The 21143-nt window shown below is 40.4% G+C and carries 20 protein-coding genes and 1 tRNA gene; 7 read left to right on the top strand and 14 right to left on the bottom strand.

The window, feature by feature from the left end; translation table 11 throughout:
- Positions 1–188: 188 nt before the first annotated feature.
- The 12 genes from ACQY1Y_RS00530 to ACQY1Y_RS00475 all read right to left on the bottom strand — a co-directional run bounded on the left by ACQY1Y_RS00530 (position 189) and on the right by ACQY1Y_RS00475 (position 11291).
- Positions 189–818, bottom strand: coding sequence for a ribonuclease D (locus ACQY1Y_RS00530; RefSeq protein ID WP_002735888.1), 630 nt, complete (start codon positions 816–818; stop codon positions 189–191).
- A gap of 269 nt (positions 819–1087) precedes the next feature.
- The gene (locus ACQY1Y_RS00525; protein ID WP_430013756.1) at positions 1088–2077 is read right to left on the bottom strand and encodes a CAP domain-containing protein; all 990 of its coding nucleotides are present in this window, start codon (positions 2075–2077) and stop codon (positions 1088–1090) included.
- A gap of 100 nt (positions 2078–2177) precedes the next feature.
- Complete coding sequence (trpB, locus tag ACQY1Y_RS00520) at positions 2178–3425, bottom strand: tryptophan synthase subunit beta (protein WP_002738234.1); 1248 nt, start codon at positions 3423–3425, stop codon at positions 2178–2180.
- A gap of 245 nt (positions 3426–3670) precedes the next feature.
- On the bottom strand, positions 3671–6241 hold the full coding sequence (locus tag ACQY1Y_RS00515) for a DUF3536 domain-containing protein (protein ID WP_430013755.1): 2571 nt from the start codon (positions 6239–6241) through the stop codon (positions 3671–3673).
- Positions 6242–6631: 390 nt separating this feature from the next.
- Positions 6632–6892 (bottom strand): Txe/YoeB family addiction module toxin, encoded by a 261-nt coding sequence (locus tag ACQY1Y_RS00510; RefSeq protein WP_002777946.1) that lies wholly within the window; start codon positions 6890–6892, stop codon positions 6632–6634.
- A complete protein-coding gene (locus ACQY1Y_RS00505; RefSeq protein ID WP_430013754.1) occupies positions 6873–7127 on the bottom strand; it encodes a hypothetical protein in 255 nt (84 codons plus the stop codon). The genes ACQY1Y_RS00510 and ACQY1Y_RS00505 overlap by 20 nt, the downstream gene beginning before the upstream one ends.
- A gap of 202 nt (positions 7128–7329) precedes the next feature.
- Entirely contained in the window at positions 7330–7575 is a 246-nt protein-coding gene (locus tag ACQY1Y_RS00500; RefSeq protein ID WP_002737254.1) for a DUF2442 domain-containing protein, read from the bottom strand.
- 4 nt (positions 7576–7579) lie between these two features.
- The gene (locus ACQY1Y_RS00495; RefSeq protein ID WP_002736965.1) at positions 7580–7828 is read right to left on the bottom strand and encodes a DUF4160 domain-containing protein; all 249 of its coding nucleotides are present in this window, start codon (positions 7826–7828) and stop codon (positions 7580–7582) included.
- A 289-nt stretch (positions 7829–8117) separates the two neighbouring features.
- Complete coding sequence (locus ACQY1Y_RS00490) at positions 8118–9146, bottom strand: adenine-specific methyltransferase EcoRI family protein (RefSeq protein WP_430013753.1); 1029 nt, start codon at positions 9144–9146, stop codon at positions 8118–8120.
- 39 nt (positions 9147–9185) lie between these two features.
- Positions 9186–9260: a hypothetical protein gene (locus ACQY1Y_RS00485; protein WP_230400944.1), complete on the bottom strand. Its 75-nt coding sequence runs from the start codon at positions 9258–9260 to the stop codon at positions 9186–9188.
- Between the two features lie 230 nt (positions 9261–9490).
- Positions 9491–10243, bottom strand: coding sequence for an LCCL domain-containing protein (locus ACQY1Y_RS00480; RefSeq protein ID WP_202950800.1), 753 nt, complete (start codon positions 10241–10243; stop codon positions 9491–9493).
- Between the two features lie 574 nt (positions 10244–10817).
- Positions 10818–11291: a hypothetical protein gene (locus ACQY1Y_RS00475; RefSeq protein ID WP_430013752.1), complete on the bottom strand. Its 474-nt coding sequence runs from the start codon at positions 11289–11291 to the stop codon at positions 10818–10820.
- 147 nt (positions 11292–11438) lie between these two features.
- Here ACQY1Y_RS00475 and ACQY1Y_RS00470 point away from each other — a divergent pair.
- Positions 11439–11510 (top strand) — tRNA-Asn (locus ACQY1Y_RS00470).
- 52 nt (positions 11511–11562) lie between these two features.
- Here the strand turns inward: ACQY1Y_RS00470 and ACQY1Y_RS00465 are convergent.
- Together ACQY1Y_RS00465 and ACQY1Y_RS00460 are read right to left on the bottom strand one after the other, a co-directional pair.
- A complete protein-coding gene (locus tag ACQY1Y_RS00465; protein ID WP_430013751.1) occupies positions 11563–12822 on the bottom strand; it encodes a M16 family metallopeptidase in 1260 nt (419 codons plus the stop codon).
- A gap of 3 nt (positions 12823–12825) precedes the next feature.
- Positions 12826–14103 carry a M16 family metallopeptidase gene (locus ACQY1Y_RS00460; protein WP_430013750.1) on the bottom strand — a complete coding sequence of 426 codons (1278 nt, stop codon included), beginning with the start codon at positions 14101–14103 and terminating at the stop codon, positions 12826–12828.
- Positions 14104–14468: 365 nt separating this feature from the next.
- Between ACQY1Y_RS00460 and ACQY1Y_RS00455 the strand changes: the two genes are divergently transcribed.
- The 6 genes from ACQY1Y_RS00455 (at position 14469) to ACQY1Y_RS00430 (ending at position 21140) form a co-directional block, all read left to right on the top strand.
- Positions 14469–15248: a pantothenate kinase gene (locus tag ACQY1Y_RS00455; RefSeq protein WP_430013749.1), complete on the top strand. Its 780-nt coding sequence runs from the start codon at positions 14469–14471 to the stop codon at positions 15246–15248.
- A 70-nt stretch (positions 15249–15318) separates the two neighbouring features.
- A complete protein-coding gene (locus ACQY1Y_RS00450; protein WP_002737062.1) occupies positions 15319–16386 on the top strand; it encodes an NAD-dependent epimerase/dehydratase family protein in 1068 nt (355 codons plus the stop codon).
- A 76-nt stretch (positions 16387–16462) separates the two neighbouring features.
- Positions 16463–17989: an ArnT family glycosyltransferase gene (locus ACQY1Y_RS00445; RefSeq protein ID WP_430013748.1), complete on the top strand. Its 1527-nt coding sequence runs from the start codon at positions 16463–16465 to the stop codon at positions 17987–17989.
- A gap of 39 nt (positions 17990–18028) precedes the next feature.
- On the top strand, positions 18029–19297 hold the full coding sequence (locus ACQY1Y_RS00440) for a glycosyltransferase (protein ID WP_430013747.1): 1269 nt from the start codon (positions 18029–18031) through the stop codon (positions 19295–19297).
- 30 nt (positions 19298–19327) lie between these two features.
- The gene (locus ACQY1Y_RS00435) at positions 19328–20017 is read left to right on the top strand and encodes a class I SAM-dependent methyltransferase (protein ID WP_430013746.1); all 690 of its coding nucleotides are present in this window, start codon (positions 19328–19330) and stop codon (positions 20015–20017) included.
- Between the two features lie 58 nt (positions 20018–20075).
- Positions 20076–21140 (top strand): NAD-dependent epimerase/dehydratase family protein, encoded by a 1065-nt coding sequence (locus ACQY1Y_RS00430; protein ID WP_430013745.1) that lies wholly within the window; start codon positions 20076–20078, stop codon positions 21138–21140.
- Positions 21141–21143 lie beyond the last annotated feature (3 nt).

Here is a 21143-nt window from a genome sequence, read left to right as displayed (position 1 = left end):
GAGGGAAGTGGGAAGTGGGGAGAAACAATCCATAACTGGGTTTTTAAAGTTCGATTGGGAGTCAATCATACTAAGTAGGTGGGTGTTAAAAATTGTCAGATCCCCCCTTATTAAGGGGGGATTAAGGGGGGATAAAAGACAAAATTTATCTTCTATTTACTTATTAAATAGACCGTAACTTTTGCTGACTAATGCTCAAATATATCTTTATACTGCTGTAAATCTAAAGCGGTGAAGATGGGGATACAACTAAAGCATTTTTGGGCTAATTCCCATCTTTCTTCTCTTTGCAGCATCACAATTAATTTATCTCGCACTGAGAGTAAATAGCGCACATCGTTGGCGGCATAACTCAGTTGTTTTGGGGTAAGATTAACGGCATTTCCCCAATCAGAACTTTGAGCGGTTTTGTCTAATTCTATGCCTTCTAATTCCTGCACGAGACTTTTTAAACCGTGACTGCTAGTATAAGTCCGAGCCAGTTTACTGGCGATTTTGGTACAGAAAATCGGTTGAGTCGCAATGCCAAAAGTTTGGGACAATTGAGCCACATCAAAACGGGCGAAATGAAAGACTTTTTCTATCCGCTCATCCTCCATGACCTTTTTGAGATTAGGAGCCTCTGTTTGCCCCCTAAAAATGCGAATAGCGGTGACAAAACCACTGGGATCACAGAGTTGAATTAAACACAGTCGATCTCGTCCTGGGATTAATCCCATAGTTTCTGTATCTACAGCGATCGAATTAACCCCTAGATAACGGGATAATAGGTCATCGCTTAAATCTCGATCGCACACTTGAAAATTGTCTAAGTTCATATAGTTAGCAGATAGGAGATAGGAGATAGGAGGGAAATTTGTCATGCTTTTGCCTATCGCACGACTGCCTTTATTTCCCTGATAAGTAGTTGGACAAAAGTAAAGTTAACTGTGGGGTAAGGAGTCTCCGAGTCGGTCGTCAGTAAGAATTGCGGCAATTTACATTTCTTAAGATAGACCACAGAATTTATGTCCGACTACTTAACTGATAACTGATAACTGATTTTAAAAACTGATAATTAAATTTAAATATCATCATGACCATTTTGTCAACGCTTTTTAACAAAAAGTTGTGTAAAATAATATTCACCAGCATTATTTTTAGCGATACCGATACCGGTAAGATTATAATCACCAACCATATTTTTTTGATGACCGGGGCTATTAATCCAACCCTTGACGGCAACGCTAACGGTGTCAGGATATCCCTTCATAAAAGCCAAATTTTCGCCCATTTTTTCTAAAGGAATCTTCCTTTGTACTGCCTTGACTCTTCCCTCAAAACCATCATGACTAAAAGGAGCCTGTTTATTGGCCATTTTTTGACTAAATAAGCGAGCTTCATGACTAATACGAGCATCGAGACGTAGGGGCGGTAAATTTTGAGAAATTCGGTAGCGATTAACTTGATAATTAGTGTTTTCTTCAAGGGTAATTAAAAAAGATTGATTCCCGATAGAATCGTAGCTAAGGGGATTAGTAGAAACGGGAGCGGATTGACGTTTTAAAAATATTTGAGTAAAGTACAATTTTCCTTGATTATCCGTCGCTACTCCAATCCCAGTACTATCAAAATCTCCCTTCATATTTTCCCGATGACCTTGACTTTTAATCCAACCATCCACAGCAATCATTACTGGGTCATCATAACCTTGATTAACTGCCAGATTTTCCCCCACCGCTTCATAGGGAACCGAAACGCCAATAGTTTGCACTCTTTTGTCAAAATCTTGATGACTAAAAGGAACTAAACCCGAGGCCATACGTTGGCTATGTAATCTTGCTTGTTGCGAAATTGCCCGATTTAACAGTAGGGGAGATAAATTGCGAGATTGACGATAGCGATTTACCTGTTGATAGATTTTATTCTCTAAAACAAGTAAAGTTGCCGCATCTAAAGGAGAGGGAGAAGGAGCGGGAGAGAAAGATGGTACAAGTTCCGTAAAAGAGCTATAGTTTAAGGCACTACAGGCCATTAAACTTGTCGATACAAGCATCAAAATTCCTAACTGATAACCCTTCTTAAAAGAACTTTTCATATTAAGCTAGTCTAGAACAGAGAATAGGTCAAAATGAATATAAAATTTAGATGCACAATAGCTGTCCCTCTGATAACTGTTAACTGATAACTGCTCACTGTTAACCATTCATCGATAAATATTTAGCCACCGATTGCACATCTTTATCACCCCGTCCAGAGAAATTAATAACAATGCGAGGACTACCACTTACTTGCGGGCAAAGAGTTTCTAAATAAGCTAAAGCGTGGGCAGTTTCTAGGGCCGGAATAATCCCTTCTAAACGGGAAACTCGTTGAAAAGCTTCTAGTGCTTCCTTGTCGGTAACACTGTAATATTCGGCGCGACCACTATCTTTTAAAAAGCTATGTTCTGGCCCGACTCCGGGATAATCTAAACCGGCACTAATGGAGTGGGCCTCGATAACTTGACCTTCGCTATCTTGTAATAAATAACTCATTGCTCCATGTAGAACCCCCGGTTGACCTTGGGTAAGGGTGGCGGCGTGTTTTCCAGAGGCGATACTTTCCCCTGCGGCTTCAACACCAATTAAACGCACGGCAGCTTCTTTAACAAACTCATGAAATAAACCCATAGCATTAGAACCACCCCCCACGCAAGCGAGGAGAATATCCGGTAAACCGCCCCATTTTTCCAGACTTTGCTGACGAGTTTCCTGACCAATAATCGCATGAAAATCGCGTACCATCATCGGATAGGGATGGGGACCGGCCACAGAACCAAGGATGTAGTGAGTGGTTTCCACATTTGTTACCCAGTCGCGAATCGCTTCCGAGGTGGCATCTTTCAGAGTTCCCGTCCCGGCGGCCACGGGTTGCACCGTTGCGCCAAGCAGTCTCATGCGGAAAACATTGAGTTCTTGGCGTTCCATGTCGTGAATTCCCATATAAATCACGCATTCTAGACCAAAACGAGCGCAAACCGTAGCGGTGGCCACGCCGTGCTGTCCTGCCCCGGTTTCGGCGATAATTCGCTTTTTACCCATGCGTTTGGCTAATAAAACCTGACCAAGGGCGTTATTAATCTTGTGGGCCCCGGTATGGTTTAAATCTTCCCGTTTTAGGTAAATTTGCGCCCCAGTACCGTCCGTTTTGGCATAATGGGCGGTGAGACGTTCGGCAAAATATAAGGGACTAGGTCGGCCGACGTAATCCTTGAGCAGTTGATTTAATTCTTCTTGAAAATCGGGGTCGTCCTTATACTGATTATAGGCCGTTTCTAGTTCACTTAAGGCTGGCATCAGGGTTTCTGGGACGTATTTGCCCCCGTAGCGTCCAAAACGCCCAAAAGCATCGGGATACTGGGTTACTGTGCTGGCTGAGGCGGTATAAATCGGCGTGATAGTCATGTAAACCTTCAATGAGAGACTTATGATCCATTATAAATCTAAGGGTTTAGTCTCTGGGTTAACCTGAGTTTCAGGGCAATCATCACCTAATACTAAATCCGTTGAGTATAGGCTATATATCAGGACGGGCAAAAGGCAAGAGGCAAGGGGCAAAAGGGGGAATAAATAATCAGTTTTTAATAACCGGATTTAGTATAACCCACTTAATCATTAAAGGGTGAGCATTGCCCACCCTTTGACTGATTTCACAGCCAAATACTCACATCAACTTTTAACACCTGTCCTAATAGTAATAACCACTTTAATTGAGTCATCGGCCAGGGACAGGCAGCACCTATTGAATTAGACCGCAAAGAATTAGGAACTAGACGATCATGAAAATAATAATAGTATAACTCCTGAGAGCGATCGAGGGATAATCCTAGCTTTAATTGTTGGCTAACTTCAATTAAACGGGTGATTAGGCGAGTATCCTCCTCCGCCGTTAAAGGATCGCCATCGTGTAATAATTTCCCAAGAGATTGCCAGAGCAGACTTTCTAAGATTTGACGCGCTTCGGGGATGTTTAATTGACAGTGTAAATGATTGGCTTCCTTAGCAATAGCAAATAATTGATCGAGATTATTCTCCGTCACTTGCCGATGCTCAAAATCTTTTTCTAGGGCATTAATCACCTGTAAACAACGGTGAGAAATGGCAATATCGGCCGCTACCTGTAACTCTTGAGGTACGGGCAGCTCATCCCGTTGGAAAGCCGCTAAAATGCCGTAATTATCCCGATAAACTTGGGTGTATAATTGATCGAGACGTTTTTTAGTTTCGGCTGTCACCTTCTGCATGATTCGGTGTCTTTCATCGGCAAAAAGATGGGGTAACGCAAAGAAGTTTTCTCCCAATCCGCGCCCCATTTCTACGATCATGGTCGAAACACTGGCCTGTTGTAAAGATTCAAAGAGATGATCCTTAAGATTGGTATAGATTAACCGACTGTTAAACGGTTGAATGCAGCAGTAAAAATCCCAACCTCCTAAATGTAGAACAGCAAAGACAAAATGTTCACTTTCTTGGGTAATTTCCGAGGTTAATTCCACCTGTCCCACCGCTAAAGTTAAAGACCCGATCGCTTGTTTTTGATAATCTAATTGACGGGCATTGTAACAATAAATCCGATGATGACTGGGATAATTGGTAAATAGAGAACTAATGGCGTAATGGGCCGCCACCCGTTCCAAATCCACCCGCGCAGAAGTGACCAATTGTCGATAGACATCAGCCCCATCTTGATATAACTTAACGTTACTGGGGGCGAAAGCTAGACGACTGAGGAAATTCATTTCTAATTGAATTCCGGCCACTTCTCCAGCTAATTCCAGGGCCCGGCCAGCATATCTCAAAATTTGCGTACCTTCAGGTCGAGAAATTTCCTCAAAAAACCAGCCACAACTGGTAAACATCAATAAAGCTTGTCTTTGCATTTCTAATAAACGCAAAGCATCGATTTTCTCGCTTTTACTCAGGTTACGACTTTGATGCACAGCCAGGAAATGTTCGATCGCGTCTGGGGATCGATCTAAAATAACTGCAATGTAGTCATCCCTTGTCTGCCAAGGATCGCGGAAAAATTCCTGTCCTTGAATCTCATAGACCTTAATTAACTCATCTCTGAGCCAATTTAGGGACTCCCGCAGGGGTTTACGCCATTTTTGCTGGTAATTTCCCCCTCCCCCGCAACCACAGTCATCCTGCCAACGATTTACGCCATGGACGCAACTCCACGCGGTCACGGGTTTTAATTCCACTTCCCAAGTGGGGGGGCAAATACTGAGATAATGGGCGAAATTGGTGACTGTCCAGCCGTTTTTAGGGAAAGATTCCGTAAAAGCATAGCTAAGACACTTCTCTGTCCCCTGTTTGTGGTGGCCGAAGGTTTCCCCATCGGTAGCGACGCTGATTAACTGGGAGGGACGATGATCCCCTTTAATTGCTTGTCCCAGACGACCGACGAGAAAATCACTGCTGGCTAGGACATCATTAAAGCCCATATCCCGAGAAATTGGACCATCGTAGAAGAAAATATCCAGATAACGACCATCGGGGATGTAACAGCGATAGGGACGGGTGGGATCGATTTGACCTCCGGCCACCGCGTGCCATTGGGGATGGGGATCATGGTCGCTAGGGAAAGGACGACAGCGCAGGGCCTGGGAAGGGGCTAAAATGGTGAATTTAATCCCCTCATCGATTAAAGCTGTCACTGTGGCTAAATCAATGGCTGTTTCTGCTAACCACATTCCCTCGGGATCCCGGCCGAAACGGTGCTGAAAATCGGCTTTTCCCCAGCGAATTTGGGTGTATTTGTCCTGTTTGTTGGCTAGGGGCAGAATGATATGATTATAGACCTGGGCGATGGCGTTACCATGACCGTTTAAGCGTTGACAACTTTTTTGATCCGCTGCCAGGATGCGTTGATAAACTTCGGGATCATGGGATTGCATCCATGACATGAGGGTAGCCCCGATGTTAAAGCTGAGATATTCGTAGTTATTAACTATTTTGAGCACTTCCCCCCGGTCATTGTAAATGCGCGCAAAAGCATTGGCACGATAACACTCGTGATGGATGCGTTCATTCCAATTGTGGAAGGGATGGGCGCTCGGTTGCCGTTCAATTCTGTCTAGATAGGGATTTTCTCGCGGTGGTTGGTAAAAATGTCCGTGAACCGTGATATAAACTCCGTGAGCGATTTTTAGGGGATCAACCCCCGTGTCGGTATAGGAATAAAAGGTTGTAGAAGGATTTTCAACAAGATAAGTCATAGAAATGCCTAGAAAATCGGTTTTTTTGAGGGAAAATAGCTGTAGAATGTAGCGACCTGATGTTTTAAAAAACTGAAAACCTTACCGTTTTTTACGGACTCGGTGTCACAATATCATGTTTTATTTTCCTAGCAAAGCTAAGGTTAACAATTCGCAACTTCTCTATACACAGCCCTAAGTAATACTAAATTTTGTTACAAAATCTAGCTTTTTCGGGTAAGCTGTTGGCTATCTAGGGCTGACTGACCATCCTTTGCAATCAGCGTTCTACCCTAAGAGAGATGCGATCGCTCCTGCTGCTGCCCAAAAAGCGATCGCCAGTGACGTTCCTATCCCAAGCAATGGCAGTTTTAAAGTTTAATCAAGAAGATGACAGCGATCGCATTGAGCCTAGTCATAATGAAATTTACAACTGATAATAATAATTTCTGTTTCTGTAATTTTATAAACTAAGCGATGTTCATCATTAATACGTCTTGACCAATAACCCTTGAGTTGATGTTTTAAGGGTTCGGGTTTGCCGATTCCAGAGAAGGGATGGCGCAATATATCATCAATTAAATCAACTATTTTTTTATAGAGTTTTTTGTTTTCTATCGCCCATTCATTGAATTGTTTAAAAGCTTTCGGATCAAATACTATATTTTTCACGCCATTCTTTTGTGGTGATTGTCACTAAGTTTTCTTGATTTTCTATTCTGTCAATAGCTTCCGATAATTCACGCTGATTGGCTTCTGTTGAAAGAAGATATTCGGTTGTATCGGGTTCAGGATCAGATACTAAAATAATGATATCCACATCTGTTCCTTCTTCTAGTTCCGCAGAATAAAGCTCTATTTTTCCTTCTCTGCCAACAATTCCTTTCTGTTTAATCGCTCTAATCATGATTTTTTCTCTTAAGATGTCAAACAATTATGGCTATTATATCAAAATCAGCATGAGTTAGAACTAATGAAAAAAAAGCGATCGCCATTCCCCAAAAATTGATCCTTCCCAAAGCGATCGCCCTTGGCGTTCCCATCCCAAGCAATGACAATTTTAAAGTTTAATCAACAAGATGACAGCGATCGCACTACAAGATCGGCAATCATAGTTCAATTCCATTGATCCAAATTTCATACTCGCTTATATCAACTTCATCATTCCAAACGATTCCGCTACCTGATGGATCAAGTTGAAAGTTTTTAAAGAAAGCATAGTTTTTAAGGGAAGAAAACATCGTTTTTTCTAGTAGATTTTCACAGTTATATTTTCTAGCTTGATGATTAGAAAAATGCACCAATAGAGTATAATTTTCAATGATTTCGGCTGATGTTATTTTGGGGTAAAGCATTGTTTTATTTCAAAGGTGGTAATTTATTAAATTCTTGAGTGTTCCACATTTTCAATAATTCTGATTGATAGATTGTTGCCCATTCTACAACCATTTTTGTGGCTCTATTAGGTAAGTCTCCTTCAATGATTTCTAAGGTTTCCAGATTAAATAGGGCGTTATATTCTCCATAAATCGCATGAAAATGGGGAGGTGGATGATCGGCAAAAAAGATTTTAATGATAATTCCATAAAATCGAGTAATTTCTGGCATAAATCTATTTTTATAAGTCTTGCTTTATGACAAAAATATTATAACAAAGCTTGTTGGGTTTTGTTACCTCGACCTAAACGACAAGATCAGCAATCGCACTCCTTATCCCCAAAGAGCGATCGCCAGTGACGTTCCTATCCCAAGCAATGGCAGTTTTAAAGTTTAATCAAGAAGATAACGGCGATCGCACTACGTTCTTCGGCATCCCACTGACAGCTGCCATCAATGTGCATGGTGCGTTCCCCACAAGCGATCGCTTTGTAGCAGGACTTGCATTAGGGAACGCACCCTAGGACTGAGTTATACATTGTTTTTCTTTGTCAGTTAAATCAATATATTCAGTTTGTATTCGTTTATTCTTGATTAGTATTCTAAAATAAGGACATTTCCCATTTACTGATAAATCTTTATCATCATTCCCTTTCCTGAATTTAATTATTTCAAATTGGTCGGGATTGAATTTATGTAAAAATGTTATTGGTACACCCATAACCCCCTTGAAGTCTAGGGGAATGTCTTGAGTTTTATTGACATTAATTCCATCATAATTGTCATATTTTGGATATTCAGCTTCATTGCCAAAATATCTTTTTGTGAGAGCTATATCTTCGTGCCGCTTTGATGTGTCTAAGTTTGTTAACCATAAACAATTATTTGGAGAAACTATCCTATTTCCAGAATTGTCAATACGAGCCTCTGTTCCATAAAGTTCATATTGTTCGGGAATAATGAAACCAGAAATACCTCTACCAAGATTTATTCCTAACCACGCTTTGTTTTCTTTAATTAGTTTGAAAATTTCTTTATAGGTTATTGCATTAATATTGCCAATTATCAAAAACTTTTTGTCATATTTAACTAATTGAGCTACATATTCTCTGAATAATGAAAATGGCGGATTAGTAACAATAATATCAGACTTTTTTAATAGTTCAATACTTTCAGGACTACGAAAATCTCCATCCCCATTAAAGTAAATAATGTCAGTGGAAATAGGTTTATTTTTTTCTCTATCTGTACCTGTATATTCAAAGAAAAAACCCTTTTCATCTTCTTCTGTATTAAATAAATCTCTGACTTGTTCTCGATAACAAGATGTTATTATTTTTTTTAGACCTAACTTTTTGAAGTTTGCAGCAAAATACTTAAAAAAGTTACTAATTCTGGGGTCATCGCAATTGCAATAAACTACTTTATTTTCAAAATGACTTTTATAATGTTGCAACTCACTTTCTATATCTGAAAGTTGTGTATAAAACTCGTCACTTTTTAGTTTTTTAGCATTTTGCAATAATTTATTTGTCGCATTTCTTACCATGTTCAACCTTTTTTGATTTAATAAATGTTTTGTTTTTAGTTATTTACTTTTGGTTATCTGATTAAATATTTCACTGCCTAATACTTGAAGAGAGGTTTTAGAAATTTCAAGCATAATATCAAACATTTTTTTGATAAGTAGGGAGGCACAATTATTTGTAGGATGGGTTAGCGGTAACGTAACATGATCGGGGGTTGGGTTTCATGCTTCTAACTTCACAGTTTCCATCAATGTGCATGGTGCGTTCCCCAAAAGCGATCGCTTTGTAGCAGGACTTGCATTAGGGAACGCACCCTACCAGAGCGGCGATCGCACTAACCCGATCTACCATATAGGCAATCGCACTATCTCAGAAAAATAAAACTCCCACTCCAACTTCCATAACTACTGCTTCTGACACCGTTACGATTAGTACCCGCGTATGAATCCTCTCCTGGACGAATCCTAATGGTTACTACCCCTCCATCTCTCGCAGTAATCAGTCCAGCATGAACTGCTGCACTGCAAATTGAGGAATCATCGGTGTATGTATTGGTTCCCCAAACAGAGCCAACTCGTCCGCTTGAAGGACAACTGAAAGTAAAATCCTGATCTAACCTTCCGCGAAGTCCTGTAGCAGTATCACTCCATTCAAGAAACGGAATGACTGGTTCAGCAGATACAGGACTTCCCATCGAGTTCAAAAAGATGAAACTCCCACTCCAACTTCCATAACTACTGCTTCTAACACCGTTACGATTAGTACCCGCGTATGAATCCTCTCCTGGACGAATCCTAATGGTTACTACCCCTCCATCTCTCGCAGTAATCAGTCCAGCATGAACTGCTGCACTGCAAATTGAGGAATCATCGGTGTATGTATTGGTTCCCCAAACAGAGCCAACTCGTCCGCTTGATGAGCAGATAAAGGTAAAATCCTGATCTAACCTTCCACGGAGATTGGTCGCATTATCATTCCAAGTAATTTGCTGAGAACTAGCAAGTTGTGCTGAACCAGAATCGACTCTGTAACGAGGATCAAGAGGTATTTGGCTTCGCTCATTGATTAGCAACTGTCCAGCATCAGTGTATTCGCCTGACGCAATACTGACCAACACAACTCCACAAATTCTTGTCAAATACTTCTTCATGCAATTTTCTCCAATTTTGTAGAGCAATAAGCAGCACCGACGCTCCGCATCAACCAGGGATTAGGGCAGCATAACCACATATTATACAGAAACTTTCTGTCTAACACTCTCCAGAGTAACGATAGGTGGAAACTTTCGGCATATTCCCCCATTTTAGCGCAATCGCCCGAACTTTTCCCCATATCATACCCAAGAGCTTATTAGCCAGATTAAACAACGTCTTTTAAGTGGATTCCTAACAACAAGCTCAAATAAAATCGACTTTTCGGGAAGTGTAGCACTAATTCTTCAATCCACCCCACAATTACCTAATTTTCGGGGAAAAAGTGCCTAAATTTTGCCACCGGCTGGCACTTTTTGAGGGACAAAAAAGCCTAAAAGTCCTATCCCACAAGGTTTTTAAGTAGATAGGTATTAAAAACTTTCAGATCCCCCCGCCTATCGGCACCCCCCTTATCAAGGGGGGCAGGGGGGATCAAACCTAAAATCCATTTTTAATTTAATTATAACCAGCTACTTAGCTCTATGCAGCCAACCCGATTTATTGGTGTACTTGCAAATGAAGGACATAATGACCTAAAATCAGGTTATCTGACCATAATTCGTACTCTAGACGCAAATATTCGGGGAAATTATTCCCCTCTAATTTGAGACTACGGGTATAGTTGCGGAGGCGAAAAGCGTAACCCGGTTGAGGACTTTCGCCATTTAACCAGTAGCGACTGACACCAAAAACCCCTTGCTCCCAAAAATGACGATAGGCGAATCTTCCCTGGCCCTGCATGGTCATAATTACCCGATTGGCTGAAATTTCTAGCCAAATTAATTTATTTTGATTATTTTCGGGTTTAAGTGTCTCTATTTCTGGGAGAGCCACTGGTGGTTGATTGAGGAGAAGATGAAACCGGTGGCGATCCTTTTGGTAGAGGGTAGCGGAAGTGTCTAAAGTGGAGAGGATGGGTAGATCTGTCGAGAGCAGACAGAAGGAAACGGGACGGCGGTGATGGGCAAGCATAGACTAGACTTAATGGTGTCCTTATCTCCACAATAGTGGATTCTCCGCCCACCGCTACCGGCACAGGAAATTTTTTTGAGAAAAAATCTAGAAAACACTTGCATTATTGAGGGACTTATGATTATAATTATTAATTGTGAGTAGCCTTCCTCGGTAGCTCAGTGGTAGAGCGGTCGGCTGTTAACCGATTGGTCGTAGGTTCGAATCCCACCCGGGGAGTTAATCAAAAATAGCAGCGGCAATAGTTTTTTGTTGCTGCTTTTTGCTCTGACTAGAGAATTTCAGCGATCGCATTTTCCGGACCGACTAGAGAAATGTAAGGATTTTGAAAATATTTACTGGCTACCGATCGCGCTTGTTCGGCAGTAATCTGATTAATAGAATCCAGGAAAGTGCGATCGAATTCAATCCCCAAACCTAAGCTTTCATACCAACCGTATAATTGAGCGATTTCGGAGTTAGTTTGTTTACCGAGAGCATATTGACCCAATAACTTATTTTTAGCTGACTGTAACTCCTCCTCGCTCAAAGTTACTTTATATAACCTTTCTGCTTCCTGACGCAATCCCGACAGGGCCATGGCTGTGTTTTGGGGTGCAGTTCCCATATAAATGACAAATTGGGAAGAATCGAGACGGGTGGGATAAAAAGCGGAAACATCGTAGGCTAATCCCCGTTTTTCTCGCAATTCCACGAATAAACGACTAGATAACCCATTCCCCAGATAGGTACTCAATAATTTTAAAACCGCATAATCATCCTCTTGTACAGAAGAGCCGGGGTATCCTAACATAACGATCGCCTGTTGACTAGCTTGGACGGTAGTTAAACAGGTGGGCTGAAAATCAAAAGCGGCTGGGGGTAAACTAGATAAAGGAAGATCGGGAATTGACCAACTGCCAAAAATTTCCGTCACTGCTTTTACTGCTTGCTCTAGGGTAATACGGCCAGAAAGACTAATCACTAGGTTATCGGGACGGAAAAAGCGACTATGATAGGCCTGCATATCCTCCCGTTGCAATTGCGAAACCGTTGCCTCCGTACCCAATAAAGACATACCATAGGGATGATCGGGGTACATAGCGGCGCGTAATTGATTAAAAGCCACATTAAAAGGCTGTTCCAATTGAGAGCGAATGCTTTGACGGGTGAGATTTTTCTCTAATTCGATTTCTGGGGGTGGAAAACTGGGAAAACGAATAATTTCCGCCGCTAGACGCAATATATCTAAAAAATCCTTTGTAACGGTCTTTAAACTAACCACAAAATAATCAGTCCCCGTGTCCGCACTTAAACTGGCCCCCGTGGACTCAACGCGATCAGCAATTTCTAGGGAAGATAACTTTTCTGTACCTTTGGTGAGCAGCACGGCTAAAAGACGAAATAAACCCGCTTTTTCGGTTTTTTCCCAACGAGTACCCGCATTTTTGAGAAAAATCCTCCCCGCAACTAACTCCACGGCCGTATTTTCCACCACTAAAAGGGTGATGCCATTTTCTAAGGTTAAGCGGTGAATGGGGGAAGCGGACATCGTTTATTCACAGGGTTGCATTATTGTAATAGCATATCGCTCCGGGGAGAGATACTGACGAGCCAGACGCTGGAGATCTGACGGTTGCAAACTTTGGATAACTTGGGGATAGATCGTGGCTAGGTCGGCAGCTCTCAGGGTTTGATAATATCCATAGAGTCCCGCTAATTGGCCCGGGGTTTCTGTGGAGAAAATATAATCGTTAGCTAATAACTGTTGAGTGCGGTGTAATTCTGCGGGGGTGACGGGATCATCGTGCAGATGTTGGATATGTTCACAGATAATGCCTTCAATTGTCTCAGTTTGTGAGCTAGATAGCCAAGCGCCGATGGTAAAGAGACTGGAATCTCGTTGCAGGGAAAAATTACTGTTAATATCGAGGACGATTTGCGCTTCTTCCCGCAGCTGTCGCACTAACCGCGAACAGCGTCCCCCGGCAAGAATTACCGAAAGCAAGTCTAATCCAAAGGCATCTTCTAGGCGATCGCTTCCCGGTCCAGTCCATCCCATCAAGAGGCGACAATGTTCTAAGTGGGGTAAATATACTTGGGAACGACGAATTTCGATCAGGGGGGGTTCGGCAGCCACTAGATGGGGGGGGGATTCCGAGGGGACGGGAAATTCCCGAAAAGATTGCCGGATAATTTCTAAAGCTGCTTGGGGTTCAATTCCCCCGATAATCGCCACACACATATTTTCTGGTTGATAATAGGTGCGATGGAAACAGCGCATTTGATTGGGGGTTAATTGCTCTAAACAGGGTTGATCCCCTAGAATAGAGCGTCCGTAGGGATGGTTTTGATAGATACTTCCGCAGAGGGTTTGGTAGGCAATCCAATCGGGATCATCATAACAGGCCCGTAATTCTTCTAAAACTACATCTTTTTCCCGATAGAATTCCTCATCGTCAATCTCAGCATGGAGGAGAATTTCGGCCAGATGGGGTAAGGTATGTTCAATTTGGTCAACACTGGTGGTGAGATAGAAGTGTGCATAGTCGTGACTGGTGGCAGCGTTGGTCATGCCGCCACAATTTTCGATTAAATAGTCAAAGAGTCCGGGGGGAAGTTTTTTCGTCCCCTTAAAGATCATGTGTTCGAGAAAATGGGCCATACCTAACCATGGGTCGGGTTCAGCGATCGCACCTGCTTTAACCCACACATCTACTACCACCACAGGAGTCACGGGTAAGTACTGATGAATTACGGTTAAGCCGTGATCTAATTGCCATACCTGAGCGGGAAAAGAACTCGTTTGACACTGCGCTATCGACTTGATCAATGTCCGTTAACCAGATTTTTTGTTAAATTCTATACCTAGGTTATCTTATTCTCTTGCCTGTGCAACCATTAAAAAACTTTTGTCATGATTTCTAGATAATTCCGCCAAATATCGGCCTTATCAGTGATCAGTGATCAGTGATCAGTTATCAGATGTGAGTTTTTAGTGAAGAGTAAGACAGCCTTTCTCGTAAAGGTGAGGCACAAGCTGATCTTTGCTAATCAAGTATTTCAGCTGCAAGAACGAACCTCATGTATCTGAGAAAAGCTGTAAGTGAGGAGTATTAAATAGCATTAACAGTGCTGTCTTTTCACTGATTACTGATTACTGTTCACTGTTCACTGAAAATACTTCCTACTAACTAAATGACTGAGCAAGATACTGACTGGATAGGGTTGATGATCGGCAATTCTCGGCTACATTGGGGGTATTTTCGCGGTCAAACCCTGTTAGCTTGTCTCGATACTCCCCACCTGAGGGAACCCCCAAGTAATGAATTTTTGCAACAAATTTTCCCTAAACTCTTGACAAATAAATGTAACTGTGAATTGGTTGTCGCTTCTGTGGTTCCTAGCCAAAAAGAATTATGGGCAAATTATGACAATTTACGGATAATTACTTTAAAAGATATTCCTTTACTGGATTTATATCCGACATTCGGCATCGATCGAGCTTTAGCTGTCTTAGGTGCGGGAAAAAAATACGGATTTCCCTGTTTAGTCATCGATGCGGGAACAGCCTTAACTTTTACGGGAGTGGATGGGGATAAAAAGCTAGTGGGGGGGGCAATTTTACCCGGGTTAAAGGTGCAATTAGCCAGTTTAAGGGAACGGACGGCAGCCTTACCAGAGGTGTCCTTATCGGAAAGATTACCCCAGATGTGGGCAAAAGAAACAGCAGAAGGGATAAGAAGTGGGATAATTTATACAATTTTGGCGGGAATAGAAAAATTCAGTCGGGAATGGTTAAATTTATATCCAGAGAGCGGGATAATTTTAACGGGGGGAGATGGGGACTTAATTAGGGATTACTGGCAAGAAAAGGCCATTAAATCACCCCTAGTGGATAAGACGATCATTTTTCAGGGAATTGCCGCAATTAAGGGTATCTCCGCCGGTTTAATTGACAAAGGCGAACCTATCTAGTAAAGTCGGAGAAAGTTTTCTCAACTTGAGAAATTTCTGAACAACTAGGCAAAAAATTCAGGATATAGTTATGGCGATCGTTCTAGTAACCGGTTCTGCTGGTTTAATCGGTTCCGAATCAGTGAGGTTTTTTTGTGATCGGGGTTATACTGTCGTCGGTATCGATAATAATATGCGTCAGGTATTTTTTGGCGAAGACGCTTCGACGGAGTGGAATCGAGCCAAATTATCCCAAGATTACGGGGATAAATACATTCACCATGCTGTAGATATTCGCGATCATGAGGCTATTGCAGATATATTTAAAACCTATAGTCATGATATATCCTTAATTATCCACACGGCGGCGCAACCTTCCCACGATTGGGCAGCTAAGGATCCCTATATGGATTTTAGTGTCAATGCTAACGGAACTTTAGTATTATTAGAAAATACTCGTCAACACTGTCCCCAAGCAGTATTTATTTTCTGTTCCACCAATAAAGTTTACGGGGATAGACCGAATGAATTGCCTTTAGTAGAAAAAGAATTACGTTGGGAAATCTCGGAAAGTCATCCTTATTTTGCTCAAGGTATTGACGAGTTGATGAGTATTGATGCTTGTAAACATTCTTTGTTCGGTGCCTCAAAAGTGGCAGCGGATGTGTTAGTACAGGAATACGGGCGTTATTTTGAGATGAAAACTGCCTCTTTTCGTGGCGGTTGTTTAACCGGTCCCAGTCATTCGGGAACCCAATTACACGGGTTTTTATCCTACTTAATGAAATGTACGATGATTGGCAAAGAATACAGTATTTATGGGTATAAGGGTAAGCAGGTACGGGATAATATTCATAGTTACGATCTGGTCAATGCTTTCTATCATTTTTATCAGACTCCTCGAGTAGCAGAAGTTTATAATATCGGTGGTAGTCGCTTTAGTAATTGTTCCATGTTAGAAGCTATTCAAGAATGTGAAGCGATTGCGGATAAAAAGTTAAAATGGCAGTATGTGGAGACTAATCGCATTGGTGATCATATCTGGTGGATTTCTGATGTGAGTAAGTTTAAAAATCATTATCCTGATTGGCAGTTAACCTACACAGTAACAGATATTCTCAAAGAGATTTTTAGTCAAAACGTTAGCCGTTGGTTATAGTAGAGCATTAGATTACTATGTCAAAACTACCTGGGTCTGTGCGTATATGCATTTAAAAAACTGGAGATGGTCAAATATGCTTGCTTTTAAATCATGGACTGAGAAAATATTATTGTTAATTTTTGCAGCTTGCTTAATCCATAGTTTTTGGGGGATTAGCAGAGGCTGGAATAATCCTTTGATAGATGCTGACGCCTTTCGTCAAACTCAAACGGCCATCTCGGTTTTTTATTTACTCAAAGGTAGTCCTTGGTTAGCCTATGAAACCCCTGTTTTAGGAGTGCCTTGGTCAATTCCGCTGGAGTTTCCGCTCTATCAAGGAATAGTGGCTATTTTAGTTAAGCTTTTGCAGACACCGATAGATCAAACTGGTAGATTTGTGAGTGCTTTTTTCTTTTATTTAAGTTTGATTCCTATATATGTAATCCTATCTTATTTACAAGTAGCGCGAGCTTTCCGTTGGCTGTTTTTGAGTTTATTTTTAGCCAGTCCTCTTTATCTGTTTTGGTCGCGAACATTCATGATTGAATCAACCGCCCTATTTTTCTCTTTAGCTTATCTTGCCTGTATTGCTGTTTATTTTCGCTATAAATCGCCAATTATTGCCTTACTAGCCTGTCTTTGTGGAATCGCTGCCAGTCTAACTAAAGTAACGACTATGGCTGGATTTTTAATTTTAGCTTCTGTCTGGATAGGTGCTAATTGGTTTAAGAAAGAGTCATCTCGTAACTTAGCGAGAGATTTATTGATACCGGTCGTTGTTTTTATAATCATACCCTTCCTTATAGCCAAAATTTGGGTTAACTTTACCGATGGCCAAAAGCTACTCAATCCCATGGCAGCAGATTTTATCACCTCGAAAGCTTTGAGAGATTGGAACTTTGGAACTATCGCTCAAAAATTATCTCGGTCACAGTGGAGAAATTATCTAACTAGGACTCTAAATGACGTTTTTGGCGGATTGATAATCAGCGTTATGGCTTTAGTAATATTACCAATTTTCACCTCAAAAAAGTTACTAAGTTATGGCTTAAGTTTACTATTTATATTGACAGTTGCCATTTTTACCAATTTGCATTTTGTTCATAACTATTATCCCTATGCTAATGCTATCTTTCTCCTCGGTGCTTCTGGATTTACCATCATGGGATTAATAGAGAAACAACGGAAAATTTGGCAGTCTGTAGGCTGGTTTTTCCTAGCTTTAATTTTGTTATCACAACTGCAATTTTATCGAGCTTTCTGGCATCCTAAAACAAAATTTTATAGTATCAATTACTTAGAAATTGCCTCTCAAGTCCAAAGTATTACTTCTTCTGATGGTGTTTTGTTAATCTACGGACATCAATGGAATTCAATGATACCTTACTACAGTCAACGTCGTGCCTTAATGATTCATAATCAAGCAAGTGAGGAAGAATTAAAAAATGCTCTCTATAAGTTATCAAGAGCTAATCATCAAGTTGAGGCGATAGTTTTTTGCAACGAAACAAGAGAAAACCGAGAAGATAAAAAATATTTAAATAGCCTGTATAATCCTAATGACAAGCCCGTTTTTTCTAACAAACGTTGTGATATATACACAACAAGACACGGTAAATAAGAGATAATTATCTGTAATTTATATTGAGTTGAGTTCCTTATGTTAACTAAAATCTACAATAATAAAATTTTTCGATTTCTCATTGCTGGGGGAGTGGCATTTTTAATCAACTTATTCTTCATTTATTGGTTCATTGACGACTTAGGATTTAATACCCCATTTCTGAAGAATGTTGCTAATGTTATTTCGATAGAAATATCTTTAATTGCTAGTTTCTTTATCTATAGAATCTGGGTGTGGACTGGGGGAGATTGGACAATTAGAGATGTGATTTTGATACAACTTCCTCTCTATCATCTCTCGGCAGGTTTAGCAGTTTTACTGCGAGTTTTTTTGGTGTTTCCATTCTTAAACTGGCTAGGAGTTAGCCCCGGAGTCAACACAATGATTGGGGTTTTACTGGGAGCTAGTATTAATTATGTCGCCAGTGATAGCCTAATTTTTAAACCTAAGAATAAGACAAATGAGACAGAAATGTACTATCCCGAAGGATTAGCCCCAGCTTTCGAGATGGACGGTTACTCTCACCCACGTCAATCAAGGGATAACTATGCAGTAAAAACCTTATCAATAGTTATTCCTGCTTACAACGAAGAAGATTGCATCGAAAGCACAACTCACTTAATATCTGAACGTTTAGAACGGGATAAAATTAATTATGAAATCCTGGTGGTTAATGACAATAGCAAAGATAACACCGAAGCAGTTCTGCAAAAAATCAACCAAGAAAATCATCGGATTCGCTACATCAATAATTATTATCCTAACGGTTTTGGTTTTGCGGTACGCTGTGGATTAGAAAATTTTAGCGGTGATGCAGTGGCAGTAGTAATGGCAGATAATTCCGACTCTCCCGATAACATGGTGGACTATTATTATAAACTCCAAGAAGGCTACGATTGCGTTTTTGGTTCTCGTTTTATCAAAGGAGGAAAAGTTGTTGATTATCCCATACACAAGTTATTCGTTAATCGTTTGGCCAATCTATTCATTCAAGTTTTATTTGGGCTAAAATTTAATGATACCACTAATGCCTTTAAAATCTATCGGAAGGAGGTTATCGAAGGAATATCACCTCTACTGTCTCACCATTTTAACTTAACAGTAGAGATGCCCTTAAAAGCAATCGTGCGAGGATATTCCTACACGACAATTCCCATCATTTGGCGCAATCGTACCACGGGGATTTCCAAGTTAAAACTCAAGGAAATGGGTAGTCGTTATTTATTTATAGTTCTCTCTATCTGGTTAGAAAAATACCTTTCTAGAGGCGACTATAAGCGCAAACCTGTCCAAAAAATCAGATAAAAGTAACCAATAAATTCAGAGGTTAAAACCATGTTAGACGAGCAAGTAACCCGACAAATGGAATACTTAAAGAAACTTTACGAAAGTCGCTTTAATCCTCAAGAAAGAAAAGCAAAATTAGCTCTTTGGAAAGTTTTGGTTAATAATTTTTTACAAAATTATGTTACTGTCAATGATACAGTTTTAGATATTGGTGGAGGTTACTGTGAATTTATTAATCAAATTCGTTCTAAAAATAAATACTTAATCGATCTTAATTCTGATGCAAAAGTTTTTGCTAATCCTGATGTAACGGTATTGAATCTCAATATTCTCAGTATTAATGAGCAGCAAAAACTTGATATAAGATTTGATAAAATTTTTATCTCCAACTTTTTCGAGCATTTAAATAGTGCGGAAGAATTAATCGAAGTTTTGGGATTTTGTTATGACATTTTAACACCGGGCGGATCACTTCTAGTGATTCAACCTAATTTTAAGTATTCTTATAAAGAATACTATGATTTTATTGATCATAAACTACCAATAACTCACCTTTCTTTAAAGGAGTTATTGGAAACAATTGGTTTTAGAATCGATACTTTAATTCCTCGTTTTCTACCATTTTCTACGAAAGGAAGACCCGCTTCACCCACCTTACTCAAAATTTATTTAAAATTCCCTATTTTCTGGAATTTCTTGGGTGGGCAGCTATTTGTCAAAGCCACCAAACCTAGATAATTACTGACAATACAGTGATTCAAAGTAACCGACAAATACTAATCAAGATTGTACAATTATGACTAGACAAGTGTTAATTACTGGTGGTGCGGGTTTTGTAGGTAGTTCTTTAGGTTTAGGATTAGCCCAACGTTATCCCGATTGGAAAATTATCGCCTTAGATAACTTAAAACGTCGCGGTTCCGAGTTAAATATTCCCCGTCTCAAACAAGCAGGAATTGAATTTGTTCATGGAGATGTCAGAAATGCGGAAGACTTAGAAGCATCCGCTTTGCCAGTGGATTTAATCCTAGAATGTTCGGCAGAACCTTCGGTTTTAGCTGGTTATACTTCCCCAGGCTACGTTTTGCAAACAAACTTAATTGGAACGATTAACTGTTTAGAATTAGCTAGACAAACCCAAGCAGATTTTATTTTTCTCTCCACCAGCAGAGTTTATCCCATCGCCTATCTTAATCAATTAAACTATACAGAAACAGATACTCGTTTTCAGTTATCTGAACAGCAAAATTTACCCGGGGTTTCTGCTTTTGGTATTAGTGAACAATTTCCCCTAGATTTGCCCCGTTCTCTCTACGGTTCCACTAAGTTAGCATCGGAATTGATTATTAATGAATATGGGGATGCCTACGGATTAAGAACTTTAATTAATCGCTGTGGAGTTTTAACCGGTCCTTGGCAAATGGGAAAAGTTGATCAGGGAGTTTTTGCCCTTTGGGTGGCTAATCATTACTTTCAGAAGTCCTTAAAATATATCGGTTATGGGGGTACGGGGAAACAGGTTAGAGATTTTCTTCATGTAGCTGATTTACTTGATTTAATCGATATTCAGATTGCTAATTTAGAACAATTCAAAGGGCAGACTTTTAATGTGGGGGGTGGGCAAGATTTTTCCTTGTCTCTTTGCGAAACCACCAAACTATGTCAAGAAATCACGGGCAATAGTATAATGATTGAGGCAATTCCCGAAAATCGCACCGGAGATATGCCAATTTTTATCACTGATTCCCGCAAAATCAGTTCTATAACTGGATGGCAACCCCAGCGAGACGGTAGAAAATTAATCCAAGATATTTTTGATTGGATTTATAATCACGAGAAGGAATTAAAAGGAATTTTTTAACTC

It is taken from the genome of Microcystis ichthyoblabe FBCC-A1114 (assembly GCF_050500245.1).
Classification (GTDB): domain Bacteria; phylum Cyanobacteriota; class Cyanobacteriia; order Cyanobacteriales; family Microcystaceae; genus Microcystis; species Microcystis ichthyoblabe_A.
Note: the sequence above shows the minus strand (reverse complement) of the source record. Positions and strands in the feature narration are given on the sequence as shown.